The 23,337-nt window shown below is 47.1% G+C and carries 24 protein-coding genes; all 24 read right to left on the bottom strand.

Going from position 1 to position 23,337, the window contains the following annotated elements; all coding sequences use genetic code 11:
- Positions 1-33 precede the first annotated feature (33 nt).
- Complete coding sequence (locus E6W40_RS06745; RefSeq protein ID WP_136604785.1) at positions 34-1,485, bottom strand: nicotinate phosphoribosyltransferase; 1,452 nt, start codon at positions 1,483-1,485, stop codon at positions 34-36.
- Positions 1,486-1,637: 152 nt separating this feature from the next.
- Positions 1,638-2,432 (bottom strand): NUDIX domain-containing protein, encoded by a 795-nt coding sequence (locus tag E6W40_RS06740; protein WP_136604784.1) that lies wholly within the window; start codon positions 2,430-2,432, stop codon positions 1,638-1,640.
- 103 nt (positions 2,433-2,535) lie between these two features.
- Positions 2,536-2,937, bottom strand: a complete 402-nt coding sequence (locus tag E6W40_RS06735) for a PaaI family thioesterase (protein WP_136604783.1) — start codon at positions 2,935-2,937, stop codon at positions 2,536-2,538.
- A 39-nt stretch (positions 2,938-2,976) separates the two neighbouring features.
- Positions 2,977-3,450, bottom strand: coding sequence for a GNAT family N-acetyltransferase (locus E6W40_RS06730; protein ID WP_136604782.1), 474 nt, complete (start codon positions 3,448-3,450; stop codon positions 2,977-2,979).
- Positions 3,451-3,563: 113 nt separating this feature from the next.
- Positions 3,564-3,977: a YlbF/YmcA family competence regulator gene (locus E6W40_RS06725; RefSeq protein ID WP_136606864.1), complete on the bottom strand. Its 414-nt coding sequence runs from the start codon at positions 3,975-3,977 to the stop codon at positions 3,564-3,566.
- A gap of 64 nt (positions 3,978-4,041) precedes the next feature.
- Complete coding sequence (miaB, locus tag E6W40_RS06720) at positions 4,042-5,604, bottom strand: tRNA (N6-isopentenyl adenosine(37)-C2)-methylthiotransferase MiaB (RefSeq protein ID WP_136604781.1); 1,563 nt, start codon at positions 5,602-5,604, stop codon at positions 4,042-4,044.
- A gap of 234 nt (positions 5,605-5,838) precedes the next feature.
- Positions 5,839-6,414, bottom strand: coding sequence for a phosphate propanoyltransferase (gene pduL / locus E6W40_RS06715; protein WP_136604780.1), 576 nt, complete (start codon positions 6,412-6,414; stop codon positions 5,839-5,841).
- A gap of 109 nt (positions 6,415-6,523) precedes the next feature.
- A complete protein-coding gene (locus tag E6W40_RS06710; protein ID WP_136604779.1) occupies positions 6,524-7,390 on the bottom strand; it encodes a 2-oxoacid:ferredoxin oxidoreductase subunit beta in 867 nt (288 codons plus the stop codon).
- A 2-nt stretch (positions 7,391-7,392) separates the two neighbouring features.
- Positions 7,393-9,147, bottom strand: a complete 1,755-nt coding sequence (locus E6W40_RS06705) for a 2-oxoacid:acceptor oxidoreductase subunit alpha (protein WP_136604778.1) — start codon at positions 9,145-9,147, stop codon at positions 7,393-7,395.
- Positions 9,148-9,315: 168 nt separating this feature from the next.
- Positions 9,316-10,314, bottom strand: a complete 999-nt coding sequence (locus tag E6W40_RS06700; protein WP_246073057.1) for a dipeptidase — start codon at positions 10,312-10,314, stop codon at positions 9,316-9,318.
- Between the two features lie 183 nt (positions 10,315-10,497).
- A complete protein-coding gene (locus E6W40_RS06695; protein ID WP_136604777.1) occupies positions 10,498-10,758 on the bottom strand; it encodes a stage V sporulation protein S in 261 nt (86 codons plus the stop codon).
- A gap of 156 nt (positions 10,759-10,914) precedes the next feature.
- Positions 10,915-11,709 carry a TIGR00282 family metallophosphoesterase gene (locus tag E6W40_RS06690; RefSeq protein ID WP_136604776.1) on the bottom strand — a complete coding sequence of 265 codons (795 nt, stop codon included), beginning with the start codon at positions 11,707-11,709 and terminating at the stop codon, positions 10,915-10,917.
- Positions 11,710-11,786: 77 nt separating this feature from the next.
- Positions 11,787-13,331, bottom strand: a complete 1,545-nt coding sequence (gene rny / locus E6W40_RS06685; protein WP_136604775.1) for a ribonuclease Y — start codon at positions 13,329-13,331, stop codon at positions 11,787-11,789.
- A 281-nt stretch (positions 13,332-13,612) separates the two neighbouring features.
- On the bottom strand, positions 13,613-14,341 hold the full coding sequence (locus tag E6W40_RS06680; RefSeq protein ID WP_136604774.1) for a regulatory protein RecX: 729 nt from the start codon (positions 14,339-14,341) through the stop codon (positions 13,613-13,615).
- Positions 14,342-14,424: 83 nt separating this feature from the next.
- Entirely contained in the window at positions 14,425-15,486 is a 1,062-nt protein-coding gene (recA, locus tag E6W40_RS06675; protein ID WP_136604773.1) for a recombinase RecA, read from the bottom strand.
- A 207-nt stretch (positions 15,487-15,693) separates the two neighbouring features.
- Positions 15,694-16,980 carry a competence/damage-inducible protein A gene (locus E6W40_RS06670; RefSeq protein WP_136604772.1) on the bottom strand — a complete coding sequence of 429 codons (1,287 nt, stop codon included), beginning with the start codon at positions 16,978-16,980 and terminating at the stop codon, positions 15,694-15,696.
- 127 nt (positions 16,981-17,107) lie between these two features.
- Positions 17,108-17,695, bottom strand: a complete 588-nt coding sequence (gene pgsA / locus E6W40_RS06665) for a CDP-diacylglycerol--glycerol-3-phosphate 3-phosphatidyltransferase (RefSeq protein WP_136604771.1) — start codon at positions 17,693-17,695, stop codon at positions 17,108-17,110.
- A 196-nt stretch (positions 17,696-17,891) separates the two neighbouring features.
- Positions 17,892-18,386, bottom strand: a complete 495-nt coding sequence (locus E6W40_RS06660) for a YajQ family cyclic di-GMP-binding protein (RefSeq protein ID WP_136604770.1) — start codon at positions 18,384-18,386, stop codon at positions 17,892-17,894.
- Between the two features lie 164 nt (positions 18,387-18,550).
- Complete coding sequence (locus E6W40_RS29395) at positions 18,551-18,712, bottom strand: hypothetical protein (protein WP_168928842.1); 162 nt, start codon at positions 18,710-18,712, stop codon at positions 18,551-18,553.
- Positions 18,713-18,820: 108 nt separating this feature from the next.
- Positions 18,821-19,867 carry a helix-turn-helix domain-containing protein gene (locus tag E6W40_RS06655; protein WP_136604769.1) on the bottom strand — a complete coding sequence of 349 codons (1,047 nt, stop codon included), beginning with the start codon at positions 19,865-19,867 and terminating at the stop codon, positions 18,821-18,823.
- 28 nt (positions 19,868-19,895) lie between these two features.
- Complete coding sequence (locus E6W40_RS06650; protein ID WP_136606862.1) at positions 19,896-20,642, bottom strand: DUF3388 domain-containing protein; 747 nt, start codon at positions 20,640-20,642, stop codon at positions 19,896-19,898.
- A 263-nt stretch (positions 20,643-20,905) separates the two neighbouring features.
- A complete protein-coding gene (locus E6W40_RS06645; RefSeq protein WP_136604768.1) occupies positions 20,906-21,157 on the bottom strand; it encodes a DUF3243 domain-containing protein in 252 nt (83 codons plus the stop codon).
- 124 nt (positions 21,158-21,281) lie between these two features.
- Positions 21,282-22,055, bottom strand: coding sequence for an elongation factor P 5-aminopentanone reductase (gene ymfI, locus E6W40_RS06640; protein ID WP_136604767.1), 774 nt, complete (start codon positions 22,053-22,055; stop codon positions 21,282-21,284).
- On the bottom strand, positions 22,055-23,335 hold the full coding sequence (gene yfmH / locus E6W40_RS06635; protein ID WP_136604766.1) for an EF-P 5-aminopentanol modification-associated protein YfmH: 1,281 nt from the start codon (positions 23,333-23,335) through the stop codon (positions 22,055-22,057). The genes ymfI and yfmH overlap by 1 nt, the downstream gene beginning before the upstream one ends.
- Positions 23,336-23,337: the final 2 nt, after the last annotated feature.

The following is a 23,337-nucleotide window of genomic DNA, read 5'->3' as shown; positions in this document are numbered from 1 at the left end:
AGCGCTTAATCCATGCTGGATCTATCTATTAATTTATTCTTCAAGCTGCATATATTCGGCCATTAATGTTTGCTTGAGCTCCCAGACCTTCTCGCTGATATTGATGCGGTAAATTTCCGGATTCAGCTTGCGCAGATATTCCGGCCAAAAAAGATCCATTTGTTCGCGGTGATACTGGCGAATTTCATCCAGCGTAGGCAAAGTGTAGACCTGCATTCCATTTTTGAAGACCTGCTCCAGCATTGGAATAGCATCGTAATTCTTTACGTATTTTTGCAAATAAGGATGCTGAGGATTAAACAGCTTTAGACGCATACCATCATGAGGCTGCTCTTCGTCCGGAAACATAATATAATCCGCTGTGGCTTTGCCGCTGACACGGTCCACAATACGGTAGATATCCTTTTTGCCAGGCGTCGATACCTTTTCCGGATTACCGGAAATCTTGATCGTAGGGACCATCTCGCCCTTTACTTCGCGTTCTACAAGCTTATATACGCCGCCAAGAGCCGGTTGGTCCGCAGCGGTAATCAACTGTGTGCCAACTCCCCAGGTGTCGATACGGGAACCTTGGGCCTTCAGGTTAAAGATCGTATTTTCATCCAGATCATTTGAAGCTACGATTTTGACATAAGGTAGACCGGCATCATCAAGCATCTTGCGCGCCTGGATAGAAAGATAAGCCAAGTCTCCGCTGTCCAGACGGATGGCAGACATTTTCTTACCGGCGGCCTCCAGCTTTTTGGCAGTCTCGATCGCATGAGGAACTCCGCTTTTCAAAGTATCAAACGTATCGACCAAGAGGGTCACATCATCAGGCATTACTCTGGCATAGGTATCGAATGCTTCCTGCTCCGAAGTAAAGCTTTGAACCCAGGAATGGGCATGCGTACCCTTCGTTGGAATGCCGAACTTCTGTCCTGCCAGCATATTCGAAGTCGCGTCAAATCCCGCTACATATGCAGCGCGTGCGCCCCAAACAGCAGCATCCGCTTCCTGTGCGCGCCGGGTTCCGAATTCCAGCAGAATATCCTTGCCGGCAACCTGCTTCACACGAGAAGCTTTGGTGGCAATTAATGTTTGGAAATTCATGAAGTTAAGCAGTGCAGTCTCCACCAGCTGCGTTTCCATAATCGTTCCTTCCACTCGGATCAGCGGCTCATTCGGAAAAACAAGCGCCCCTTCTTTCATGGAAAACATATTTCCGCAGAAGCGGAACTGCTTGAGCTCTTCCAGAAATGCAGAATCGTAGTTTTCTTCTTGTTCAGACAGATACTTGATATCCTCATCCGTAAAACGCAGATTGGCAATATAGTGAACAATCCGCTCAAGGCCTGCGAATACAGCATAGCCGTTTCCGAAAGGAAGCTTGCGGAAGTATGCCTCAAAGACAGCCTTCTGTTGATGCGACCGGTTTACCCAGTGCGCATACATCATGTTGATTTGATATTTATCCGTATGTAATGCCAATCCTGCTGTTTGCATGGCAGGCTTCCTCCTTTGTACTCCAGCCACTTAGGGCCTCTAGGTTTCTACAAGCCTTCAGTTTGGCCAACGATAGCGCGAGGACCAAGACTTCCCTGTAAAATCAATGACAACCAGCGCATTCACGACTTTTATCGTTGATTGGGATTACCCTATGTGTAAATGGATAACAGCGGCTCATAATCCGTAAATTTATATAATTGAGCCGGACGCTGAGAGTATTGGTTAGAGCTGAGCGGCTTGCCATCCTTGTCCCGTACTTCTTCCAAAATGCCTTGTCTGCTGCGGGTCGACGTAATTTTCCGGATAAAATTCGGTTCGCTAAACTCCGGCACAACCGTCTGAATAACCTGGTACAGTTCGCTGAGCGTAAATTGCTCTGGTAAAAATTGGCGAGCAATCGTGGAATGCAGCATTTGCTGCTGAATTCGAAGGTAGGCATCACGTATAATCTCATGATGGTCAAATGCCAGCTCCAGCCCGTTTAAAACCTCTTCTATGCCAAATAAACCCACTTCACCAGCATCATCTGCAGCCTGTCTGCTCTCCAGCATCCATTCCTCTACAAGGGCAAAAAAAGCATGGCTGATTATCCAACCGCGCGGATCTCTTCCGGGTGTGCTGTAAACCCCCAGATACTCCAGATGGCCTCCGTCAACGCCGGTTTCTTCTTTGAGCTCTCGTGTAGCGGCATCATAAATAGATTCGCTTTCCTGACAAAAACCTCCCGGCAGCGCCCACATACCAGCAAAGGGCCAGGATTTACGCCGAATCAGCATCACCTTGAGCTCTCTGATTGGCAGTGTTTTGGTCACGGTTTTTCTTTCCTTTTTGGTCAGTGTAAACATAACGATATCTGCCGGCACGCCGTCTGGCGTACGGTATTTTTTAGCCGAATAAGCTTGCGCTTCAGGTGAAATTTCACCTTGTTTCCCATGTTCGTTCATATCATCACCACATAATATCTTTTTGATACTTTCATTATGATTTATTAATATGAAAAGTCAAGTATTTTTAGAAAAAAATTCGTTATAGCTGTTTATTCTTCCGTTATTTACGGTTTACAACTCTGAAAGTAGCTGTGGCAAGGCATCCAAGGGTTCCCTCGCTGTTGTGAATACGGGCTTCCGTTGTCAGGGAACGGCCCGCCATATGAAGCACGCATGCTGTTACAGTGAGTCTTCCGGTTGTCATGGCGGACGTGAAGTGAACGTTGATGTTCGTCGTCACGCAGTTGTCCTGGTCTTTAGCCGCCGTCGCAACCATTCCCATCGCCTGATCCATTAATGATGTCAGGACTCCGCCGTGGATAATCCCCATGGAGTTGGTGTGATGCTCCTTCGCTTCAAGAGCAATAACAACTTCATGTTCATCGGCTGAAACAAATTCACAGCCCAGATAAGCCCAAAACGTGTTCTCGCCGCGGGCGATCATTTCTTCCAATGCCTTCATTATGCTTCCCCCATTGTTGTCTCTGAATATTATGCTGTTTCATTCTCTCCGGGCGTTGATTTCCAGGACGACCTGATCCCGGCAATGGATGCCATTTTCATAAATCGGTTCAGGATAGTTGTTCACAAAATAGTCCCGCTCTATCCGGACCATTCGGAATCCGCATTTCTGATACAGTCCCAGCTGATCCAGACTGGAATTCCCTGTCCGGACAATGATCTTCTGATAACCTTCATTCATGGCTTGTTCCAGGGCTCGCAATATCAACTGCTTGCCATAACCCTTACCCTGAAAATCCGGATCAACCGCTGCATTCATGATTTCCGCAGAGGAAGCATCCACAGGCATATATCCGCAGACACCTATAACTCGGCCTCTGATTTCAGCCATGATCCAGCTTGATCTATCCAGATATTTCTCCACTTGCAGCCAGTCCGGGTCCGCCAGCAACAGCAATTCCTTTGGAATGGCTTCATTTCTCTGCTTCTGCCTGGTTATCACCAATTCGTTCATTAGCAAAACTTCCTTTCCGCGTTCTGCGTGCATGCCAGATCTGGAAAGAGATATTTTCGGGCATCCACAAAAAAAGGCGCGGATACATGATCCACAGCCTTGATTCCATAAACTTAACCACAGTTTGAAGGAGGCGCGTCGGTTCCCGCTTCCACGTTAATCTTTTCCGATACGGTATCACGAATAACAGACATGACCAGCTGCAAAAGGTAATTGATATCGCTTTGGCTCTGCTGGAATTCAACCACCACCGGAATGCCGTCGATTTCACCCTGGAGCGTTTCCATTTCCTTTTCGATTTTCGTCACCATCTGCGGGTTTTGAAAAGATTCGAAAGCAACGATTTCCTTTTGACGCTTCTTCAATGTAGAGATTAATCTCTGCACATGCTCATGATTGCGGATTTTTTCTTCCGCCTTCTGAAACTGCTGTACCTCTTCACTGCCTGAAATCAGTTCTGCAAGTTCTTTAACTTTGGCCATGATATCGTCACGGATAACCAAATCCTTTGTATCGTAAGACATCATGCCCAAGCTGTTCAAATGGCCCTTTTCTGTCACCTTTCATTACCCCTATTCCGTTAATTTGACTCTAATGAGTTAGTGCAGGCGCTGCATTTGTTTCTGTAACGATCTCACCCTTAATGTACCAGGTCATCGCATCGGTGATTTTGACATGAACAAAGCCGCCGATCAGATCCTTATTCCCTTCAAAGTGGACCAGCTTGTTGGTACGTGTGCGTCCAGCCAGCACGGAAGCGTTATTCTTGCTCTCACCTTCGACCAGCACTTCAACAACCTCTCCACGAAGGTTCTCATGGCTCTTACGGCTGTGTTTCTCAATTGCACGGTTCAGCCGCTGCAAGCGTTCCCGCTTAACTTCCATCGGTACATTGTCTTCCATGACAGCTGCCGGTGTACCCTCCCGTGGAGAGTAGATAAAGGTATAGGCAGAATCGAAGCCGACTTCGTCCACCAGCGACATCGTATCATCAAACTGCTCATCGGTTTCACCCGGGAAACCTACGATAATGTCTGTGGTTAGTACGGCTCCCGGAACGGCTGCTTTAATTTTGCGGACGAGTTCCAGGTAAATTTCGCGTGTGTATTTCCGGCCCATAATCTTAAGTATTTCACTGCTGCCTGACTGTACCGGCAGATGAATATGTTCTACCAGATTGCCGCCTTTGCTAAGAACCTCCACGAGGTGATCATCGAAGTCCCGCGGATGGGATGTTGTAAAGCGGATGCGCGGGATGTCAATTTTCCGCATATCATCCATCAGATCGCCGAAGCTGTATGTGATATCGGTAAAATCTTTACCGTATGCGTTTACGTTTTGACCCAAAAGCGTAATTTCTTTGAATCCCTGACGGGCCAGTTCCCGTACCTCAGCTATAACATCCTTAGGGCGGCGGCTGCGTTCTTTACCGCGAGTCATTGGCACAATGCAGTACGTACAGAACTTGTCACAGCCATACATGATGTTCACCCATGCACGCAAGCCTTCGCGTTTCTTCGGCAGGTTCTCGATAATATCGCCTTCTTTGGACCACACCTCTACAACCATTTCCTTGCTGAGCAGAGCTTCCTTAATTAGATGAGGGAGTCTATGCACGTTATGGGTACCGAAGATCAGATCCACGAAGCCATGCTTTTGCATAATGCGGTTGACCACATTCTCTTCCTGGGACATACAGCCGCATACACCCAGCAGCATATCCGGCTTTTCTCTTTTCAGATGCATGAGATGTCCAAGTTCACCAAATACCTTATCCTCGGCATTTTCCCGGATGGCGCAGGTATTCAGCAAAATGATATCTGCTTCCTTCCGGTCCTCGGTAGATGAATAACCCATCTCCTCCAGCATGCCCTTAATGGTCTCCGAGTCATGCTCGTTCATCTGGCAGCCGAATGTATATACGATATAATGCTTACCTTTTCCGATCTCCTGAAGCTCTGCAGGCACGGCAGTTTCGTAAAGAACATTCACGTCCTCCCGGCGGCGCTTCTTGCTTTCTCTATGGTTAGGCTCCGAAATAATATGAATTTCCCGCCCTTTGATCCGGATGGTCTTGCCGTGTTCATCCTCGGACAGGACCTTGGCATCGGAAAAATCAAAATATTTGGAGTAATCCTTGGTTTCCTTGGCCATGCTGATGATCACTCCTTCAATTCCCTTGGGATAATCCCCTAAGCCTAAAAAGGCATTACAATAAATTATAACATGAACTGCCAGTGTTATCTACTTTTCTGGTGCTTCAAACACAATGTGAAATGACAAATTTCATGTTATAAAATGTAGTGAGATAAGCTAAAAAGGATGGGCACAGCAAATATCATTTGCCTTATCCATCCTTCTTTGTGTTTCTATTCAACAATGCAATTCTTATAAATCGATAATTTCAGCGGTATCTCCGGTTTTGACTCCAGCCGCATTGCCCTCATCGGTATCGATATGCATGTCCAGTGCAAATGAATCCGACACACGTGCGATGACGTTTTCGAAAACGACGCCGCGTTCTCCGCCAACACGCACCTTCAGCATTTGCTGATCGGCAATTCCCCATTTTTCTGCATCAGAGGTATGAAAATGGATATGGCGTGCAGCAACGATAACGCCTTGCTCCAGTTCAATTTCGCCCTTCGGGCCTTTGATTTTGGCTCCCGGCGTTCCCTCAATATTACCGGATTCACGAACGGGTGCTTTAACGCCAATTGCAAAAGAATCCGTGCGGGAAATCTCCACTTGACTTGCTTTGCGGGCTGGGCCCAGAATTCTCACCTTATCGAATTGACCCTTCGATCCAATCACCGCAACGGTTTCATTGGCGGCAAATTGGCCTGGCTGGGACAGAGGTTTAAACTCAGTCAATTGATAGCCTTCTCCAAACAAAGCCTCAATATGTTCTTGGGTAAGATGAATATGTCTTGCGGATACTCCTACAGGTACAGTTTTACTCACGTGGATCACTCCTTATTTTTTCTCTATGATCTGTACGCCAGACTCATTATACATCCTTTTACCCCAAAATAAAAAGGCGCTACCGCAATTGCGGGCACCTTTTCAGCTATTATTTGAATTCCGCTACAAGATTGTCAAATTGTTCTCTCGAAATTAACGGGTCCTGCTGAGCAAGCGGCTCGTCCCGGAAACCGGAGATCAGGTTCTCATAGCTCTTCTTGTTTTTGTCCTGATAGATCAGGCCCGTGACCATTCCGTTCGTTTCCATGAGCGTCGTCATCGCTGCAATCCGGCTGGATGGATCATAATCCGGAATGGAATCCAGCGAAACGATGTTATCCTTGAACCATTCATACGTGTTGATCTTGTTGAACGTGACGCAGGGACTAAACACGTTGATGATGGAGAAACCTTCATGTTTAATAGCTTCCTCCACAAGAGCCGTCAGCTGTTTAATATCGCTTGAGAACGACTGTGCCACAAAGGTAGCACCAGCCGACAATGCCAGCTCCAGAGGGGACAGCGTAGTCTCTACGGAGCCCTGCGGTGTACTCTTGGTCACGAATCCTTCTGCGCTTCGCGGTGAAGTCTGGCCCTTGGTCAGACCGTAAATTTGGTTATCCATGACAATATAAGTCATATTAATATTTCTGCGGATGGCATGGATGGTATGCCCCATACCGATGGCAAAGCCGTCTCCGTCTCCACCGGAGGCAATGACCGTCAGATCACGGTTAGCCAGCTTCACGCCCTGGGCAATGGGAAGCGAACGACCATGAATGCCGTGGAAGCCATACGCATGAATGTATCCGGAAATCCGGCCTGAGCAGCCGATCCCCGATATAACCGCCAACTGTTCAGGTTCAAGACCGGAATTGGCAGCGGCGCGCTGAATGGCCGCCTGAATGGAAAAGTCTCCGCAGCCAGGACACCAGTTAGGTTTGACATTATTGCGAAACTCTTTGAATGTTGCCATAGTTATACCAGCTCCTTACTTGCCTGACAGGCTTTTCTGCATTCTTCAACCACGATGGATGGCAGGAACGGGTTGCCGTCGTATTTCAGCACACTCGTTATTTTCTCTCTGCTCCCAACATGCAGCTTGATCAGATCAGCCAGCTGGCCTGTCGCGTTATGTTCCAGAACGATAACCTGCTTAGCTTGTTCCACATATGGCTTAACCGCTTCTGCCGGGAACGGATGCAGCAGTCTGATTGTCATTTGGTTCGTCGTAATACCTTCATTTTCAAGCTTTTCACGCGCTTGCTTAATGGTCCCGCCAGTCGACCCCATTCCGATGATCAACAGCTCAGGGCTATCATTCGGGGCATCCACATGGATTGGATTTTCCACCTTGATCCGCTCCATTTTCCCTAGGCGTTTATCCATCATTAGCTTCCGGTTCACAGCGCTTTCCGACGGGCGTCCGCTCTCATCATGCTCAACACCTGTCACATGGTGGATACCATTCTTCTGGCCGGGTAATACTCTTGGTGATATTCCATCCTCCGTAAGCTCATAGCGCTTGAATAGACCTCCAGCTTCGAGCTCAGGCGCTTCCGGTACCAGCTTGCCCCGGTCAATGCTGATCCGGTCATAATCCAGCAGCTCACAGGACTGCTTACCCAGAGATAACTGCAGATCCGTTACAACGATGACGGGAAGCTGATACTTGTCCGCCAGATTAAACGCTTCAATCATATCGTAAAAGCATTCCTCGATCGAGCTTGGTGCCAGCACCACTTTAGGAATCTCTCCATGTGTACCATGAATCAGTGCGTTAATATCACTTTGCTCCTGCTTGGTTGGCAGCCCTGTACTAGGCCCTCCACGCTGTGTATCAATGATCACAACCGGAGTTTCGGTCATACCCGACAAACCGATAGCCTCCATCATGAGCGACAGTCCTGGGCCTGCAGAAGCCGTCATGGAGCGGACTCCTGCGTAATTTGTACCAATCGCCATCGTAATGGCTGCGATTTCATCCTCGGTCTGAACGACGGTACCGCCGAATTTGGGCAGCTTCTTAATCAAATATTCCATGATCTCCGAAGCCGGTGTAATCGGATACGCACTCATAATGCGGCAGCCTGCGGCCAGCGCCCCCAGCCCGATAGCATCGTTGCCGATCATGAACAGCTTCTGCTTGCCGTCGGCAGGCTCAAGTCTGAAGTCTTCAAGCGGTCCTCCCGCCAGTTCGAGTACATAATCGGCACCGCTTTTCACGGCTTCGATATTCTTCTCAACAACGGCTGCACCTTTGCGTCCAAATTCTTCTTCAACCGCTTTATTGAATACATCCATTGGCAGACCCAAAAGCGCCCAAGATGCACCGGATGCAACCATATTCTTCATCAGAGATGTTCCCAGTTCCTCAGCAATGGACGTAATTGGCACTGGAAAAAGACGCGCATCCGCTCCATCAGGCAAAGCAGGTCCGAATTTAGCATCTGCGATAACGACACCGCCCGGGCGAAGTTCATGCGCATTTAAATCTATGCTTTCCTGGTCGAAAGCAACCAGAATATCCAAATCATCCGCAATTGCGCGAATCGGTTGTGTACTGATACGGATTTTATTATTGGTGTGTCCACCTTTAATTCGGGATGAGAAATGTCGATAACCATACAAATAATAACCAAGCCGGTTGAGAGCCGTTGAAAAAATACGGTCTGTGCTCTCCACACCTTCCCCTTGCTGTCCACCTATTTTCCATGACAATTGACTGATCAAAAAAGCCACTCCTTCTTCCCGTTCACCCGTGCCTTACTCATATTCTTGTTCCCTGGCACCACTTTGAAATGTACGGCTAATAATTATGTAAAAGTTTATGAGGTACCGGGACAAATAGCAAGCGTTTTTTATGTGACATGAATCATGCATTTGCCCCTGTCTTCCTCTCTATTTGGCATCTGCAGCCCCTTTTTCCGGAAGATGGATGTTCAGATAGGACAAAGCGTTTCCGGAAAACCAGCTCCGTACCAAACTCTCCGAATAATGCTTGCACAGCAGCTCAGCGAAATCAGGATACCGCCCTGGATGCTCCAAATCTTTAATCCATGAATCAATCCCGTCAAAATCAGATCCGATCATCAGGCTATTCTCCGCACCCAACGAGCAAAAATGCTCAATATGGGGCAGCAGCTCCTCTGGACATACCGGTCCATCTCCCCCTTCACGCACAAACCATGGCACAAAGGTCATTCCTATGCGTCCATCCATCGCGATGATCGCCCGGATCTGTTCATCAGTCAAATTCCGCGGATGCGGGCATATCGACTTTGCGTTTGAATGCGAGGCAATGAAAGGCCTTACTGTCCGTTCTGTCAGCTCCCAAAATCCAGTTGGGGATAAATGGGAAACATCCAGCAATAGACCGATTTCGTTACTCAGATCAATCAGCTTTTTGCCTTTCTCCGTGAATCCGCCATTACGCTTCTCGAGCACACCATCTGCTGCCCAGTTCGCATAGTTCCAAGTGATCCCCAGAAAACGGACACCCAGCTCGTAGCACATTTTCACATAAAACAAGCTGCCCTCAAACCCGTCTGCCCCTTCAACCGAAAGCAGCCCCCAGGGAAGCTGGCGGGCATTGTCCACCCTGCTTGCCGTTCCGATTTCTTTTTGCAATTCAGCCGCATCTTCTTTCCAGCGGAGCCAGCGAACACCCTCTGCGGTGGTCATGACTCTTGATTTGAAAACGTCGATCTGATCTAAAATATATTCATAACGCGGGATCCCCCAACGCTCGGACAAATAAATCGCGAAGCACTGCAAGGATACCTCACCCTGCCGCAAGCGGTCATATGTGACATCAAGCTTCGGATCATTCTGAAAGGCTATACCCGTGTCCTCCCTCATTTTGCTCAGTGCATCGCAGTGAAAATCAATGACGGGAATACTCAAGTTCCATTTCTCCCTTCTTCGTTATGATTCGGTCATTTTACCTCTATAGATGCAAAAAAACCTGTCTATCCCATATAAACTGAATGTAAGTCAGAAGGCGTTAGCTGCCTCAAAAAAATCGACTTTATTCAGCTTATATCAATAAACAGGTTTCAACAACGACGAACGCCTATCAACTCATCTAGGCTCCACAATCAGCTTGATTGCGGTCCGGTCTTCCCCATCAATCTTAATATCCGTAAAAGCTGGAATACAGATCAGATCAACCCCACTTGGTGCGACAAATCCCCGGGCAATGGCAACCGCTTTAATGGCTTGATTTAGCGCACCCGCTCCGATTGCCTGCAGTTCAGCAGCACCACGTTCACGAAGCACGCCAGCTAGAGCACCGGCAACAGAATTTGGATTGGACTTTGCTGAAACTTTTAATACTTCCATGGTAAGTACCTCCCCTGGGAATGATGATGGTTAGCTTCCACATACTAGATGTTATTCGTGAGTGGTAAAATAATTCCTTCTTTTTGTCAATTTTACCTGGAAAAATACATCCATAGTCTTATGCTTCCATTTCTCAATCCCTATAAGAGAAGATTCTTAGTCCATAATCCAGTCATCCTCAAGCATACGGATTTTTTCCATCTTTTTCGCTTTACCCGTGGCATCATCCAACTGGACAAATAGCCCGTGAAGCTGCCATTTTCCATTATCGACCTGAAAGCGGACAGGCAGCTGGGTCTTGAATTTACGCAGAACGGCTTCCCGTTCCATGCCCAAAATCCCTTCTTTAGGCCCGACCATGCCAGCATCCGTCAAATAAGCCGTTCCACCCGGCAAAATCGTGTCATCATTGCTCTGCACATGAGTATGTGTACCTACAACGATAGAAGCGCGTCCGTCCAAATGCCAGCCCATTGCAATCTTCTCGGAAGTTGCTTCGGCATGAAAATCAACCAGTATGCACTTATGCTTCTTGCGCAGCTGATCTATAATTTCATCACTTTTGCGGAAAGGACAATCAATTGGCGGTAAAAATGTCCGCCCCTGCAAATTGATAATAGCGAGCTCTTTACCATTCGCCTTGATGACTGTATGTCCGAGTCCCGGTGTGCCTGGAGGAAAGTTCGCAGGACGCACCATCCGCGGCTCATCATCGATGAAATCAAAAATTTCCTTATTGTCCCATGTATGGTTGCCCATCGTAATCCCATGAACGCCCCATTCAAAAAAATCCTTGGCGATGGATTCGGTAATGCCCCTACCTGAAGCGGCATTTTCTCCATTCACAATAATGATATGCGGGTTATATTTTGATTTCAGGGAAGGCAGTGTATCCTTTAACGCTTTTCTCCCTACACTTCCTACGATGTCTCCAATAAATAAAACGTTAATAACGTTCCCCTCCTATGTTTTCTGATTTCTAAAATATGAAAAGTGGCCCCTGAAGCGGCCACTTTTCATATTTAGCATTATTTAGCGTATTCAACCGCCCGGGTCTCTCGAATAACAGTAACTTTAATATGTCCTGGATAATCCAGTTCATTTTCGATCGTTTTCGTGATGTCCCGTGCCAGACGGAAAGCTTCCGCATCATCAATCTTCTCAGGCTGTACCATAACGCGAACCTCGCGTCCGGCTTGAATCGCGAACGATTTTTCTACACCCTCGAAGGATTCGGAGATCTCTTCCAGCTTTTCCAGACGTTTGATATAAGTTTCGAGTGTTTCCCGACGTGCTCCTGGTCTCGCTGCGGACAATGCATCTGCCGCGCCAACCAGCATAGCGATTACGGATGTTGCTTCAACATCACCGTGGTGTGATGCAATACTGTTGATAACCACCGGATGTTCCTTGTACTTCTTCGCTAGTTCCACGCCAATTTCAACGTGCGATCCTTCCACTTCATGATCCAGCGCTTTACCGATGTCATGCAACAAACCGGCACGTTTGGCGAGGACAATGTCTTCTCCAAGCTCTCCGGCCATCAGACCCGTGAGATAAGCAACCTCCATGGAATGCTTCAGCACGTTCTGGCCATAGCTGGTACGGAATTTCAAACGGCCCAGGATCTTGATCAGATCCGGATGCAGACCGTGAACTCCCACCTCAAAGGTCGCTTGTTCGCCATATTCGCGAATGCGTTCATCGACCTCTTTGCGTGATTTTTCCACCATTTCTTCAATCCGAGCCGGATGAATTCGGCCATCAGATACCAGTTTTTCCAAAGCGGTACGGGCGATTTCCCGGCGGATCGGATCAAATCCTGATAGAATAACAGCTTCCGGTGTATCATCAATAATGAGATCAATACCAGTAAGGGTTTCCAGTGCACGGATATTACGACCTTCACGACCGATAATCCGTCCTTTCATTTCCTCGTTCGGCAACGTCACTACAGATACTGTAGTTTCAGCCACATGGTCGGCAGCGCAGCGCTGAATGGCAAGAGTAACGATTTCACGCGCCTTCTTGTCCGCTTCTTCTTTGGCTTGCTGCTCGATGTCTTTGATCATTTGAGCGGTTTCATGCCGTACTTCCTGTTCCACATTGCTCAAAATAATGCTTCTTGCATCCTCCATCGAAAGATTGGAGATGCGTTCCAACTCAGTGACCTGGCTTTTATAAATCAGATCAATCTGCTGTTGTGTCTCTTCAATACGCTTCTCTTTGTTAGCCACTTGTTCTTCTTTACGTTCCAGCGATTCAATCTTTTTATCCAGCGACTCTTCTTTCTGCAACAATCGTCTTTCCTGCCGTTGAATTTCATTCCGACGCTCACGAGTGTCTTTTTCAGCTTCGGTACGGATTTTGTGGATTTCATCCTTGGCTTCCAATACCGTTTCTTTTTTCTGTGCTTCAGCTTCTTTCTTCGCATTTTCGACAATATGCAATGCAGCTTGTTCAGCACTAGAAATTTTAGCTTCTGCAAGAGATTTGCGAATAAAATATCCAACCACGAACCCCAAGAACAATCCGGCAACAACGAGAATGATCGATAGCGCCCATGTAGGCATAATTTCACCCCCCCGTTGGTTCCTCCAAGGTATTCCTTGGGATTTTTCTACAGTTTTTCATTCAACACGATCATCATCATACACAAATCGCAAATCAACGATTCTTATCTCCCGCGGATGGCGGGCATTATCCATATGAATTGGTGCTACTGAATCTTACAGAAACGAGCCTTTCTTGGAAGGAAAAAGGGTTTCTTTTCGGTACAAGATTCATATTCATTTTAGTATTTGTGAAAAGATATTGTCAAGAGAGTGCACTTCATAATATGTCAGCTTCTACCTCAATCAAATGAAAAATGCTCCATTTCCTCTTCCGCTTCACCATTTTCACGAATCAATTGATTAATTACCTTCCTCACCTGTTCGCCGGAAAAGCCTCTTCTCATTAAAAAAGAACCCGTTTTCCGCTTTCTGTCCATGATTTCTCCGCGCGTCTGATTCCATTTCTTTCTTCCTACAACTAAACAGCTTTCATATTCCTGTTCTTGACTTACTTCAGAGAGTGCCTCACTGATCAGCGCCTTGTCGACACCCTTCTGACGCAGCTCCTGCCTAACCCAGGCTTTCCCCTTCCGCTGGCTTGAAACCCGCTGTACAGCCCACTGCTTCGCGTACAGCTCGTCATTAATCAGGCCCTCCTGCTGCAGGCGCTGAAGTGCTTGTTCAATGACCGTTTGAGAAAGCTCCTTTTGCCGCAGACGGTCCTCCAGCTCCTTGCGTGTGCGCTGCTTTCGTTCCAGGTACTTAAGCGCCTGGACGTATGCCCGCTGCTTCTCATCAGCCAGAACAATTTCCTCAAGCTCTTGTTTTGTAAAAACATTGCCTTTCAGCATCCGGTACTTAATCATCACATCTTCATGTACGGACAGAACGTATTCACCAAATGAAATCAGGTAACGTCCCCTCTGCTTCGGCTCGCGTTCCAGAGCGGTGATTATCAGGTCTATATCATCAGGGAAACTAGAGATTTCCGACATTTCCTGCTCCCTGTGCAAATCTTCTTCCTGCATGATCTCACACCCTGACAATTGTATTTTTAATGAAAAAGGCGCCCTGGACAGGTTCCCAGGACGCCTTCTAAATAGGCTAACGTTTATTCAAGCTCCAGAAGTTCCTGCTCTTCCTTCTCTTCTTCTGCCAGTTCACCGGACGTAGGAGAAGGAACCGTAGTTGTAAGATTACTTGCTTCCCGAATTTTATTCTCAATAACATCGGAAATCTGCGTATTCTCTTTCAAAAACTGCTTGGCATTTTCACGGCCCTGACCCAGGCGTTCGCCTTCATAGGAGTACCAAGCACCACTCTTATTCACAATATCCAGTTCCGTGCCGATATCGATAATGCTGCCTTGCTTGGAGATGCCTTCCCCATACATAATATCAATTTCGGCCTGTTTGAAAGGAGGCGCAACCTTGTTCTTTACAACCTTGATCCGTGTACGGTTACCTACGACATCATTGCCCATCTTAATGCTCTCAATACGGCGTACATCAAGACGCACGGAGGAATAGAATTTCAAGGCACGACCGCCAGGCGTTGTTTCCGGGTTACCGAACATTACCCCAACCTTCTCACGAAGCTGGTTGATAAAGATTGCAATCGTCTTCGATTTCGCAATTGCACCGGACAGCTTACGCAGAGCCTGAGACATCAGACGTGCTTGAAGACCCACGTGGGAATCGCCCATTTCGCCTTCAATTTCAGCTTTCGGAACGAGCGCAGCTACCGAGTCCACAACAACAATATCTACAGCTCCACTGCGTACCAGCGCTTCGGCGATTTCCAACGCCTGTTCACCCGTATCCGGCTGGGAAAGCAGCAGCTCGTCGATATTAACTCCAAGCTTGCTCGCATAAAGCGGGTCAAGCGCATGCTCCGCATCTATAAATGCGGCTTGTCCGCCTGCCTTTTGAACTTCAGCAATGGCATGAAGAGCCACTGTCGTTTTACCGGATGATTCCGGGCCGTACACTTCAACAACACGGCCTCTAGGAAGACCACCTATACCTAATGCTATATCTAAAGCCAAGGAACCACTGGGAATTACTTCCACCTGCATGTGAGTTGACTCACCCAGCTTCATAATTGAACCTTTACCGAATTGTTTCTCTATCTGACGAAGCGCTATTTCCAGCGCAGCACGACGATCTGACAATAAACTCACATCCTTCACCGTTTATAATCATATCATACCTTGTTTTGGAACGTTTGCCAAGCATTTTTTCGAACATACATTCGTTTTTTTATCCCGATCAATCTCCTTCCGGCATTTCACCGCAGTACCCGGGAATGGAAAAGAACCGCAGCAAAATTCAAATTTGCACGGTTCTTCCGTATAAATATATTATACCTCTTTGCAGAGTTATTGTACAACTTCCCCTGATGAGGATTCAGGCTCATGCGTAATCAATCTGAGCCACAAATGATGGAGCAGGGTTTTGACGGTGCGGATTCGGATTGTTTCACGATTCCCGTTGAATCGAAGCTCAAAAACCTCCGTCTGCTTCCCGCGTTCCGCGAGTCCGACATATACCAGTCCGACAGGCTTGCGCTCAGAGTATGCCGGACCTGCCACCCCCGTTACCGAAAGACCAAAATCACTGTCTGTAATCATTCTGACATGCTCGGCAAGCACTTCAGCCACTTCATGACTTACGGCTCCCGGTGCATCTTCACCTTCAAGCAGCGCATGCGGCACATGCAGGAGCTTCTCCTTCATTTGATTGGAGTAGCATACAATCCCGCCAAGAAACATCGTTGCGCTTCCCGGTATAGAAGTGATGCTTTCCATCAGCAGCCCGCCTGTGCAGCTCTCAGCCGCGCTGAGTGTGATCCCACGATCCGCCATAATATCTACGATCATTTTCTCAATCGGCACATCTGAGCTTGCATACATATGCTTAGGAAGACGTTTCTGAATTTGCGACTCCAGCTTCTCCAGTTTCTCCATTGCCTCCCGTTCGCTCCCGGCTTTCGTCGATATGCGAACCGATACCTCACCTTCTTTAGCGTAAGGTGCGATCGTTGGATCGCTCTGAGCCTGGATCAGATCAAGGAGCTTATCCTCCAGCAGGGATTCACCGATTCCCGCAAACTTCAGCATTTTGGAGTAGATCGGCATTTCGCTTGTCAGGGCATGCTGCAGTAGCCACGGCTTAGCCTGACCGTCAAACATCGGCTTCATTTCCTTCGGAGGGCCCGGCAGCACGATGTAAAACTTCTCGTCCTGTGCAATCGCAATCCCTACAGCCAATCCCGTTTCATTCGGAAGCGGCGTGCTCCCATCGATCACAAGCGCCTGGCGCCGATTATTTTCAGTCATGTCAATGCCCCGGTTGACAAAGAACTTCTCCACATGATCCATGGCCATACGGTCAATGTGAAGAGAACGGCCCAGAGCTGCCGCAAGGGCATCTTTGGTCAGATCATCCTGAGTTGGACCAATACCGCCCGTCAGAATTAAAATATCGGCCCGCTGAGCGGCATGCTCTATGGCATGCTGAAGGCGCTGCGCATTGTCGCCGACAACCGTTTGAAAATATACATCAATCCCCATTCCCGCGAGTTCCTGGGATAAATATTGTGCGTTCGTATTCAGAATTTGCCCAAGCAGCAGTTCAGTTCCCACTGCGATGATTTCCGCTTTCATGCTGTCATTCCTCCTAAATTATGCGCATTTACTGTCTATCTATCATTAACACATTTCAGGCCGGATACAACCAAGTAACCGTAGTGGAAAGAAAAAGCAATAGGATAGCCCTATTGCCGTTTATGCATTATGCATTGGTTAGCCGAAGCAAATGTCTGTTTTTCACAAAATAATCGATTCCTGAATAAATGGTAATCAAAGCAGCCGCCCATGTTGCGATGATATCAAGCGGAACTCCGATCATTCCAAATGGGAAGTTGTTGATAAGCATCAACACAATGGCAATAATCTGAACCACGGTCTTAGCTTTACCCCACTTGCTTGCCGCAACAACAGAGCCGTCCAGAAGAGCAATCTGCCGGAGCCCAGTCACCGCAAATTCACGGCTGATGATGACGACAGCGATCCATGAATCGCATTTGCCCATCTCGACAAGAGATATCAGTACCGCTGCCACAAGAAGCTTATCCGCCAAAGGGTCAAGCAGCTTGCCCAAATTTGTTACCATGTTGTTCTTGCGTGCCAAATAACCGTCTATACCGTCTGTGCTGGCTGCCACAATAAAAATGAATACCGCGATCAGCTGATTCAGGGGCAGCTCGTAAGAATTCCAGACCAGAGGTTCCGGATAGAAACTAAAGTCCACCAGGAGAAAGACCATCATGACCGGAATCAGACAAATTCTTGCAATGGTAATACGGTTGGGCAGATTCAATGTACACCCTCCCCGGATAAAAACAAACTAGAAGTATAAAATCAATGGTCAGCACAAATGCACCGGAACAAAATATGTAAAAACGTCCCTTACTACACTTATCCTCACAAGTATAATATAACGTTTTATCACCTGTCAAAAACATGCAAGCAGCTTTGCCTTCGAAATTCCCGGTAAAAAACCCAACTTCTTTTTACTAGGATTTCAAATTCGTAAACTGCAAATCGAGTGACAAATCTGCCTTGCGTAAAAGCTGCATAATTGCCTGCAGGTCATCTCTGCTCTTGCCGGTAACACGAATCTGATCGCCTTGGATCTGACTCTTAATCTTCAGCTTGGAGTCACGGATTAGCACGTTGATCTTCTTGGCATTTTCCTGGTCAATCCCCTGCTTCAAGGTAATACGCTGACGTACTGTCCCCATGGAAGCCGGCTCGATTTTACCGTAATCCACATTTTTAAGCGAAAGTCCTCTTTTAATCATTTTTGTCTGAAGAATGTCAATAACGGCATTCAGCTTGTATTCATCGTCTGAAACGATGACCAAGGCGTCCTTATCCAGCTTCAGGCTGCTTTTGCTGCCTTTAAAATCAAAGCGGGTCTCAATCTCCCTCTCCGCCTGACTGATGGCATTATTCATTTCCTGCAAATCAAATTTGGAAACGATATCGAATGAATTTTCTGAACTCATATTCATCACGTCCTTTCTTAAAACTTCATGTCATATTATATGAAAATGTTGCGGACAAGTCTAATCCAAACTTTACAGAACGCAGTTAGCTACACCAAAAAGACATCCCTGACAGAAAAACCGGATCTTCAGGAATGTCTTTTATGGGCAACATGTTTTGCCATTTAACGATTATGCACAGGTTGTCTGAACATATCCAGAATTCCGAGCACAATATGCGCAAGTCCAAAGCCTAATATCCCGTACCCCCATGCATTGGGAGTCAGATAATAACCGAGAAGGCTGACAATGATACCGAGACCGGTCACAATCCAGCTGACTGTCATAATCCATACACCTCATTTCAATTGGAGATAAGACTGGATTTAAGTTGAAGCTAGTCCTATTGTCTCCTTACCGGTGCAGGCTTATTCGCCATCCTCGGATGGGATAAATCAGGGGTTGCTGCCTGTTGAGCTGCTGTTATCCGAGCTGTTTGAATTACCGTCACTTGATTGATCACCAGTAGTGTTCAAGCTACCTGGATCAACCGCTTGAAGCACCATACGGGATGTCGATTTGCCATCTGTAATGGTTTGACCCCCTACTGTAATCGTTGTGGCAGGCGAATATCCGGATTTAATGTATAAGCCCGAAGAATCGAGAGTAAAGGTCTTCGTATCACCATCTTGAGTGTTGCCAAATGATAGCTTCTCACCGTGAATATTTTCACCTTTATATACTTCCAACCAGCTCTTACCCGTAGCCTTGATTTCAACAGTCACCGGAGTACCTGAAGCAGCGGCAACCTTAAAGATGGTATCTTTGCCCTTTTTGCCATCCTTTTGAACTGTAACGGTCTGGTCCCCAGAAGGCGGCGTGGTGCTGTTATCCGGTGTAGTCGTGTCATCCGGTTTAGTCGTGTTATCCGGAGGTGTGGTGGTTTGATCTCCACCCGCTGTCCCTCCATCAGGCGTTTTATCGCCCGGTGTCGTGTTATCCGTACCTTCAGCGGTTTTACCCGGATCCGCTGGCGGATTCGTCACATCCGGAGTTTTTGAAGGATCCTGCTGTTTGTCTGTTACCTTCGACTGATCAACATTCACCGATTTCGTATGGGTCGCATTGTTTGCGTACCAATAAATAACAACGATAATCAGAATGGGAAAAATCCACATTAATGTCGTTGGCAGCCATTTGACATTGCGTTCTGTTGATCGGTTGCTGCTGCGCTTCTGAATAACCGGCTCCATCGTCGGCTCCGGCTCCGGAGGCGTCTCCTGCTTATGGCCCTCAAGGAGCAGATCCGGATCCAGACCTACCGTTTCAGCGTATGTTTTAATAAAAGCCCTCACGTAAAAACTGCCGGGAAGCACCTTGTAATCCCCTGCTTCGATGGCTTCCAAATATCTTTTGCGGATTTTTGTCATTTCCTGAACATCATCCAGACTCATGCCCTTCTGCAGTCTTGCTTCTCTTAACTGTTGTCCCAGTTCGGACATACCATCACCTCCTCATTATATGTTTTATTTAAATGTCGTCATTGTAGGAACTGGTAAAAGTATCATAAATGATTTCTTCATTCGGGTTGTTTCGAAGCTCAACAATGATATCAAAATCATCAAACGTATATTCAGATTCCTGGACAAAAACATCGGGATGTTCGATTACCTTCGTACAAGGCATGCCCATAATATCCTGCAGCAAATTATAATGGCGTTCGTTTGAGCGGATCGTACTGACGATCCCGTCGATAATGAAGACATTTCCCGGATTCATTTCATCTTCGGAGAGCTGGCTTCTGACCGTTTGACGGAGCAAAGTCGAGGATACAAACGTCCAGCGCTTCATAGCGCAAACACTGCCTGCGATGATTGATTCTGTCTTGCCGACCCGCGGCATCCCGCGGAGACCGATGACCTGGTTTCCACTCTTCTTAAATAATTCACCCAAAAAGTCAACAAGTAATCCCAGCTCGTCCCGGGTAAACCGAAAAGTTTTTCGGTCATCCGAATCGCGGTCGATATAGCGCCCGTGCCGTACAGCGAGAATATCGACCAATTTAGGTTCACGAAGTGCGCAAACCGTGATGTTATCAACCTTTTTCAGCATAGCCCCCATCAGGGCAATCTTCTCATCATCATTTGTCTCAAGCAGCATTCCCCGTGTCTTACCTTCCACACCGTTAATCGTTAATATATTAACCTCCAGCATACCAAGCAGAGATGCAATATCCCCGAGTAGACCCGGACGGTTCTTATGTATCCTGTACTCCATATACCATTGCTTCGTTTGTTTCGATTGATTAGCTTCCACCTTGACACCTCATCTGAACTTTTCCCACGTATTTCGACAAAATAAACCTGCAGCCCTTTCGGGAGAGGCTCATTAAACACTGCCATAATGTTGGGTCACGTTAATGATATATAAAATACTAGTGAAAAACAAGTTCAATACTGTAACCATTAGAGAAAAGCCCCCTAATGGGGGCTTTTTCCTGATTTGCAACATTCATCTTCTCTTTAGTTCAATCTGAACTACTATGCATTTTTCTTCGCCAGCTTGACCATCAAGCGGGCAATCGTATGACGCTCTTCTTTGTTTCCGACTTCCCATAACTCTTTCAGTGCGCGATTGGATAAGTTTTGCGGATCTACTTTTTCATCCAAAAAGTCACCAATTTCGTAAGCGAGGCTGGCGATGGTATCTTCGCTCATCCCCATTTTCTCGGCTTGTACGACGCGCTCTCCCAGAAACTTTTTCCAGGTATCGAAATTCTTGAGTACGGTCATTGATAAGTCCTCCCTTGGCTGTGGCGCATTGAGATTTAAAATCAACAATTGTAATATAACCTCTAACGCCTGAGCCTATACAAGGCGGATTCATCCAACCGTTAAACAGGAAGAAGCAAGAAAATCAGGTAATCCAGCCCCCATTGGGGCTGATCACCTGGCCGTTTATATATCCCGATTCAGGTAAAGCCAGGAAGTAGACAAGGGATGAAATTTCATCTGGTGTAGCCAGCCTTCCTGCAGGAATTTCCTCCTCAAGCATGCGCTTCTCCTCCGCATCGAGATGCCCAAGCATTTGCGTATTGACGGCTCCTGGGGCAACGGCATTCACCGTCACACCTGAAGGTGCCAGCTCCTTCGCCAATGCTTTGGTAAAGGCGTTTATGCCACCCTTCGTGGTGGAATACAACACTTCACAAGAAGCACCAGAGATGCCCCACACGGAGGACATATTAATGATGCGGCCATAGCGCTGTGAAATCATGTATGGCATAAATGCTTGTGTACACAAAAACAAACCCTTTAAATTTACCGACATAACCTCATCCCACTGCTCTTCTGTCACATCCGCCAGCATCCCGTAATGCGAGATGCCGGCGTTATTAATCAGAATGTCTGGCATAAGATCATGGCTTTCAAGTTTATCGCGCATACGCAGAATTTGCTGATTGTCTTTAAGATCCGCTGTGACTGTCAATACCTTGGCTCCATGCTGCATACAGCGCCGGGCTACATCATTGGCCGCTTCATGGGAAGCGCCGTAATGGATAATGACATTCATGCCGACCTGCGCAAAACGCTCAGCAATTGCAGCGCCGATTCCCCTGCTCGCGCCCGTGATCAAAACAGTCGTATCCTGTAATGCCTTTACAAAGCTTTCCTCTCCCATGCTGACCATTAAGGATTCACCACAATCGATACCGCCAGCTGATCCCAATCAATATGCTCATGCAGCCGGTCATTGACTTCTTTTAACGTGATGGACTCATACACTTCAACTACTGAGAAGAAATCGCTGTCGCGGAACTGATAACGGGTAAATTCATGAGCAATATTTTCCGGCGAGTTGAGCATGCGTAGATATCCGCCGATTTTCTTTTTGCGTGCCCGTTCAAAATCATCTTCCTTGAATCCGTTCTGGAGGATTTTATCGACTTCCTCACGCACTCTAGCCAGCAGCTTATCCGGATCCGCGGTGTCCCCGCCAGCTGCAGAGAACGCATATTGTGGCGAGCTGTTATATTCATGCGAGAAACTGTCGGAGATCAGATCCTCGTCATACAGCTTCTGGTAAAGCTCTGTACTCGAGCCAAAAAGCAGATCCAGCATAATTTTACTCGTCAAATCACGGCGAAGCAGATCACTTCCGGTAGCTCCCACATGCTTTTCCTTAAATCCGAACAAGCATTTCGGCATGGATACGGCCAATTTGGAAATGTGGCGTTTTTCTGCAACTTCAACCTTCTCCGGATCGAAAATGCGTTCAATGTCACCTTGCAGTTTATAGCTTTTGGCTGCCTGGTTAGAGCGCACAAGCTCGAATATTTCCTCTGGCTTCACACCGCCCACGACGAACAGCAGCATATTACTCGGGTGATAAAATGCATTGTAGCATGTATATAGCGTTTCTTTTGTAATGGTGCTGATCGATTCCACCGTGCCCGCGATATCAATATGAACCGGATGGATTTTGTACATTGCTTCAATTAAGCCGAAGTACACCCGCCAATCCGCATTGTCCAAATACATATTGATCTCTTGCCCGATGATCCCCTTTTCTTTCTCCACATTCTGGTCCGTGAAATAAGGGTTCTGCACAAAATTAATGAGTGTCTCCAGATTGGTTTTAATTTTCTCGGTAGCGGAGAACAGGTATACCGTTTGGTCAAAGCTCGTAAACGCATTGGCGGATGCCCCATTGGTGGCAAAGGTTGCAAAGATATCGCCTTCAGGCTCCTCGAACATTTTATGCTCCAGGAAATGGGCGATCCCGTCAGGTACTGAGATTTCTTCCTGTCCCTCCACGCGGAAATGGTTATCCACTGAACCGTATTTCGTTGCAAAAGTCGCATACATTTTTTGAAAGCCCGGTTTGGGCAGCACATAGACATGAAGCCCGTTGTCCATCACTTCCGTATATAAGGTTTCCTGCAAGTTATCGAAATGAAGTTTTTCCACCG

Source organism: Paenibacillus dokdonensis, assembly GCF_004916975.1.
GTDB lineage: Bacteria > Bacillota > Bacilli > Paenibacillales > Paenibacillaceae > Paenibacillus_AQ > Paenibacillus_AQ dokdonensis.
This window is presented reverse-complemented; position numbering and strand designations above follow the sequence as displayed.

Coding starts and splice junctions, on each gene's coding strand:
- E6W40_RS06740 (WP_136604784.1), bottom strand. CDS start 2,432: ATGAACGAACATGGGAAACAAGGTGAAATTTCACCTGAAGCGCAAGCT.
- E6W40_RS06695 (WP_136604777.1), bottom strand. CDS start 10,758: ATGGAAGTATTAAAAGTTTCAGCAAAGTCCAATCCAAATTCTGTTGCC.
- E6W40_RS06745 (WP_136604785.1), bottom strand. CDS start 1,485: ATGCAAACAGCAGGATTGGCATTACATACGGATAAATATCAAATCAAC.
- E6W40_RS29395 (WP_168928842.1), bottom strand. CDS start 18,712: ATGACAGTCAGCTGGATTGTGACCGGTCTCGGTATCATTGTCAGCCTT.
- rny (WP_136604775.1), bottom strand. CDS start 13,331: ATGCCTACATGGGCGCTATCGATCATTCTCGTTGTTGCCGGATTGTTC.
- E6W40_RS06710 (WP_136604779.1), bottom strand. CDS start 7,390: ATGGCAACATTCAAAGAGTTTCGCAATAATGTCAAACCTAACTGGTGT.
- E6W40_RS06655 (WP_136604769.1), bottom strand. CDS start 19,867: ATGTCCGAACTGGGACAACAGTTAAGAGAAGCAAGACTGCAGAAGGGC.
- E6W40_RS06660 (WP_136604770.1), bottom strand. CDS start 18,386: ATGAGTTCAGAAAATTCATTCGATATCGTTTCCAAATTTGATTTGCAG.
- E6W40_RS06680 (WP_136604774.1), bottom strand. CDS start 14,341: ATGCAGGAAGAAGATTTGCACAGGGAGCAGGAAATGTCGGAAATCTCT.
- E6W40_RS06725 (WP_136606864.1), bottom strand. CDS start 3,977: ATGATGTCTTACGATACAAAGGATTTGGTTATCCGTGACGATATCATG.
- E6W40_RS06730 (WP_136604782.1), bottom strand. CDS start 3,450: ATGAACGAATTGGTGATAACCAGGCAGAAGCAGAGAAATGAAGCCATT.
- E6W40_RS06735 (WP_136604783.1), bottom strand. CDS start 2,937: ATGAAGGCATTGGAAGAAATGATCGCCCGCGGCGAGAACACGTTTTGG.
- ymfI (WP_136604767.1), bottom strand. CDS start 22,055: ATGGTCAGCATGGGAGAGGAAAGCTTTGTAAAGGCATTACAGGATACG.
- E6W40_RS06645 (WP_136604768.1), bottom strand. CDS start 21,157: ATGACCGTACTCAAGAATTTCGATACCTGGAAAAAGTTTCTGGGAGAG.
- E6W40_RS06650 (WP_136606862.1), bottom strand. CDS start 20,642: ATGGAGTACAGGATACATAAGAACCGTCCGGGTCTACTCGGGGATATT.
- E6W40_RS06670 (WP_136604772.1), bottom strand. CDS start 16,980: ATGAAAGCGGAAATCATCGCAGTGGGAACTGAACTGCTGCTTGGGCAA.
- miaB (WP_136604781.1), bottom strand. CDS start 5,604: ATGGCCAAGGAAACCAAGGATTACTCCAAATATTTTGATTTTTCCGAT.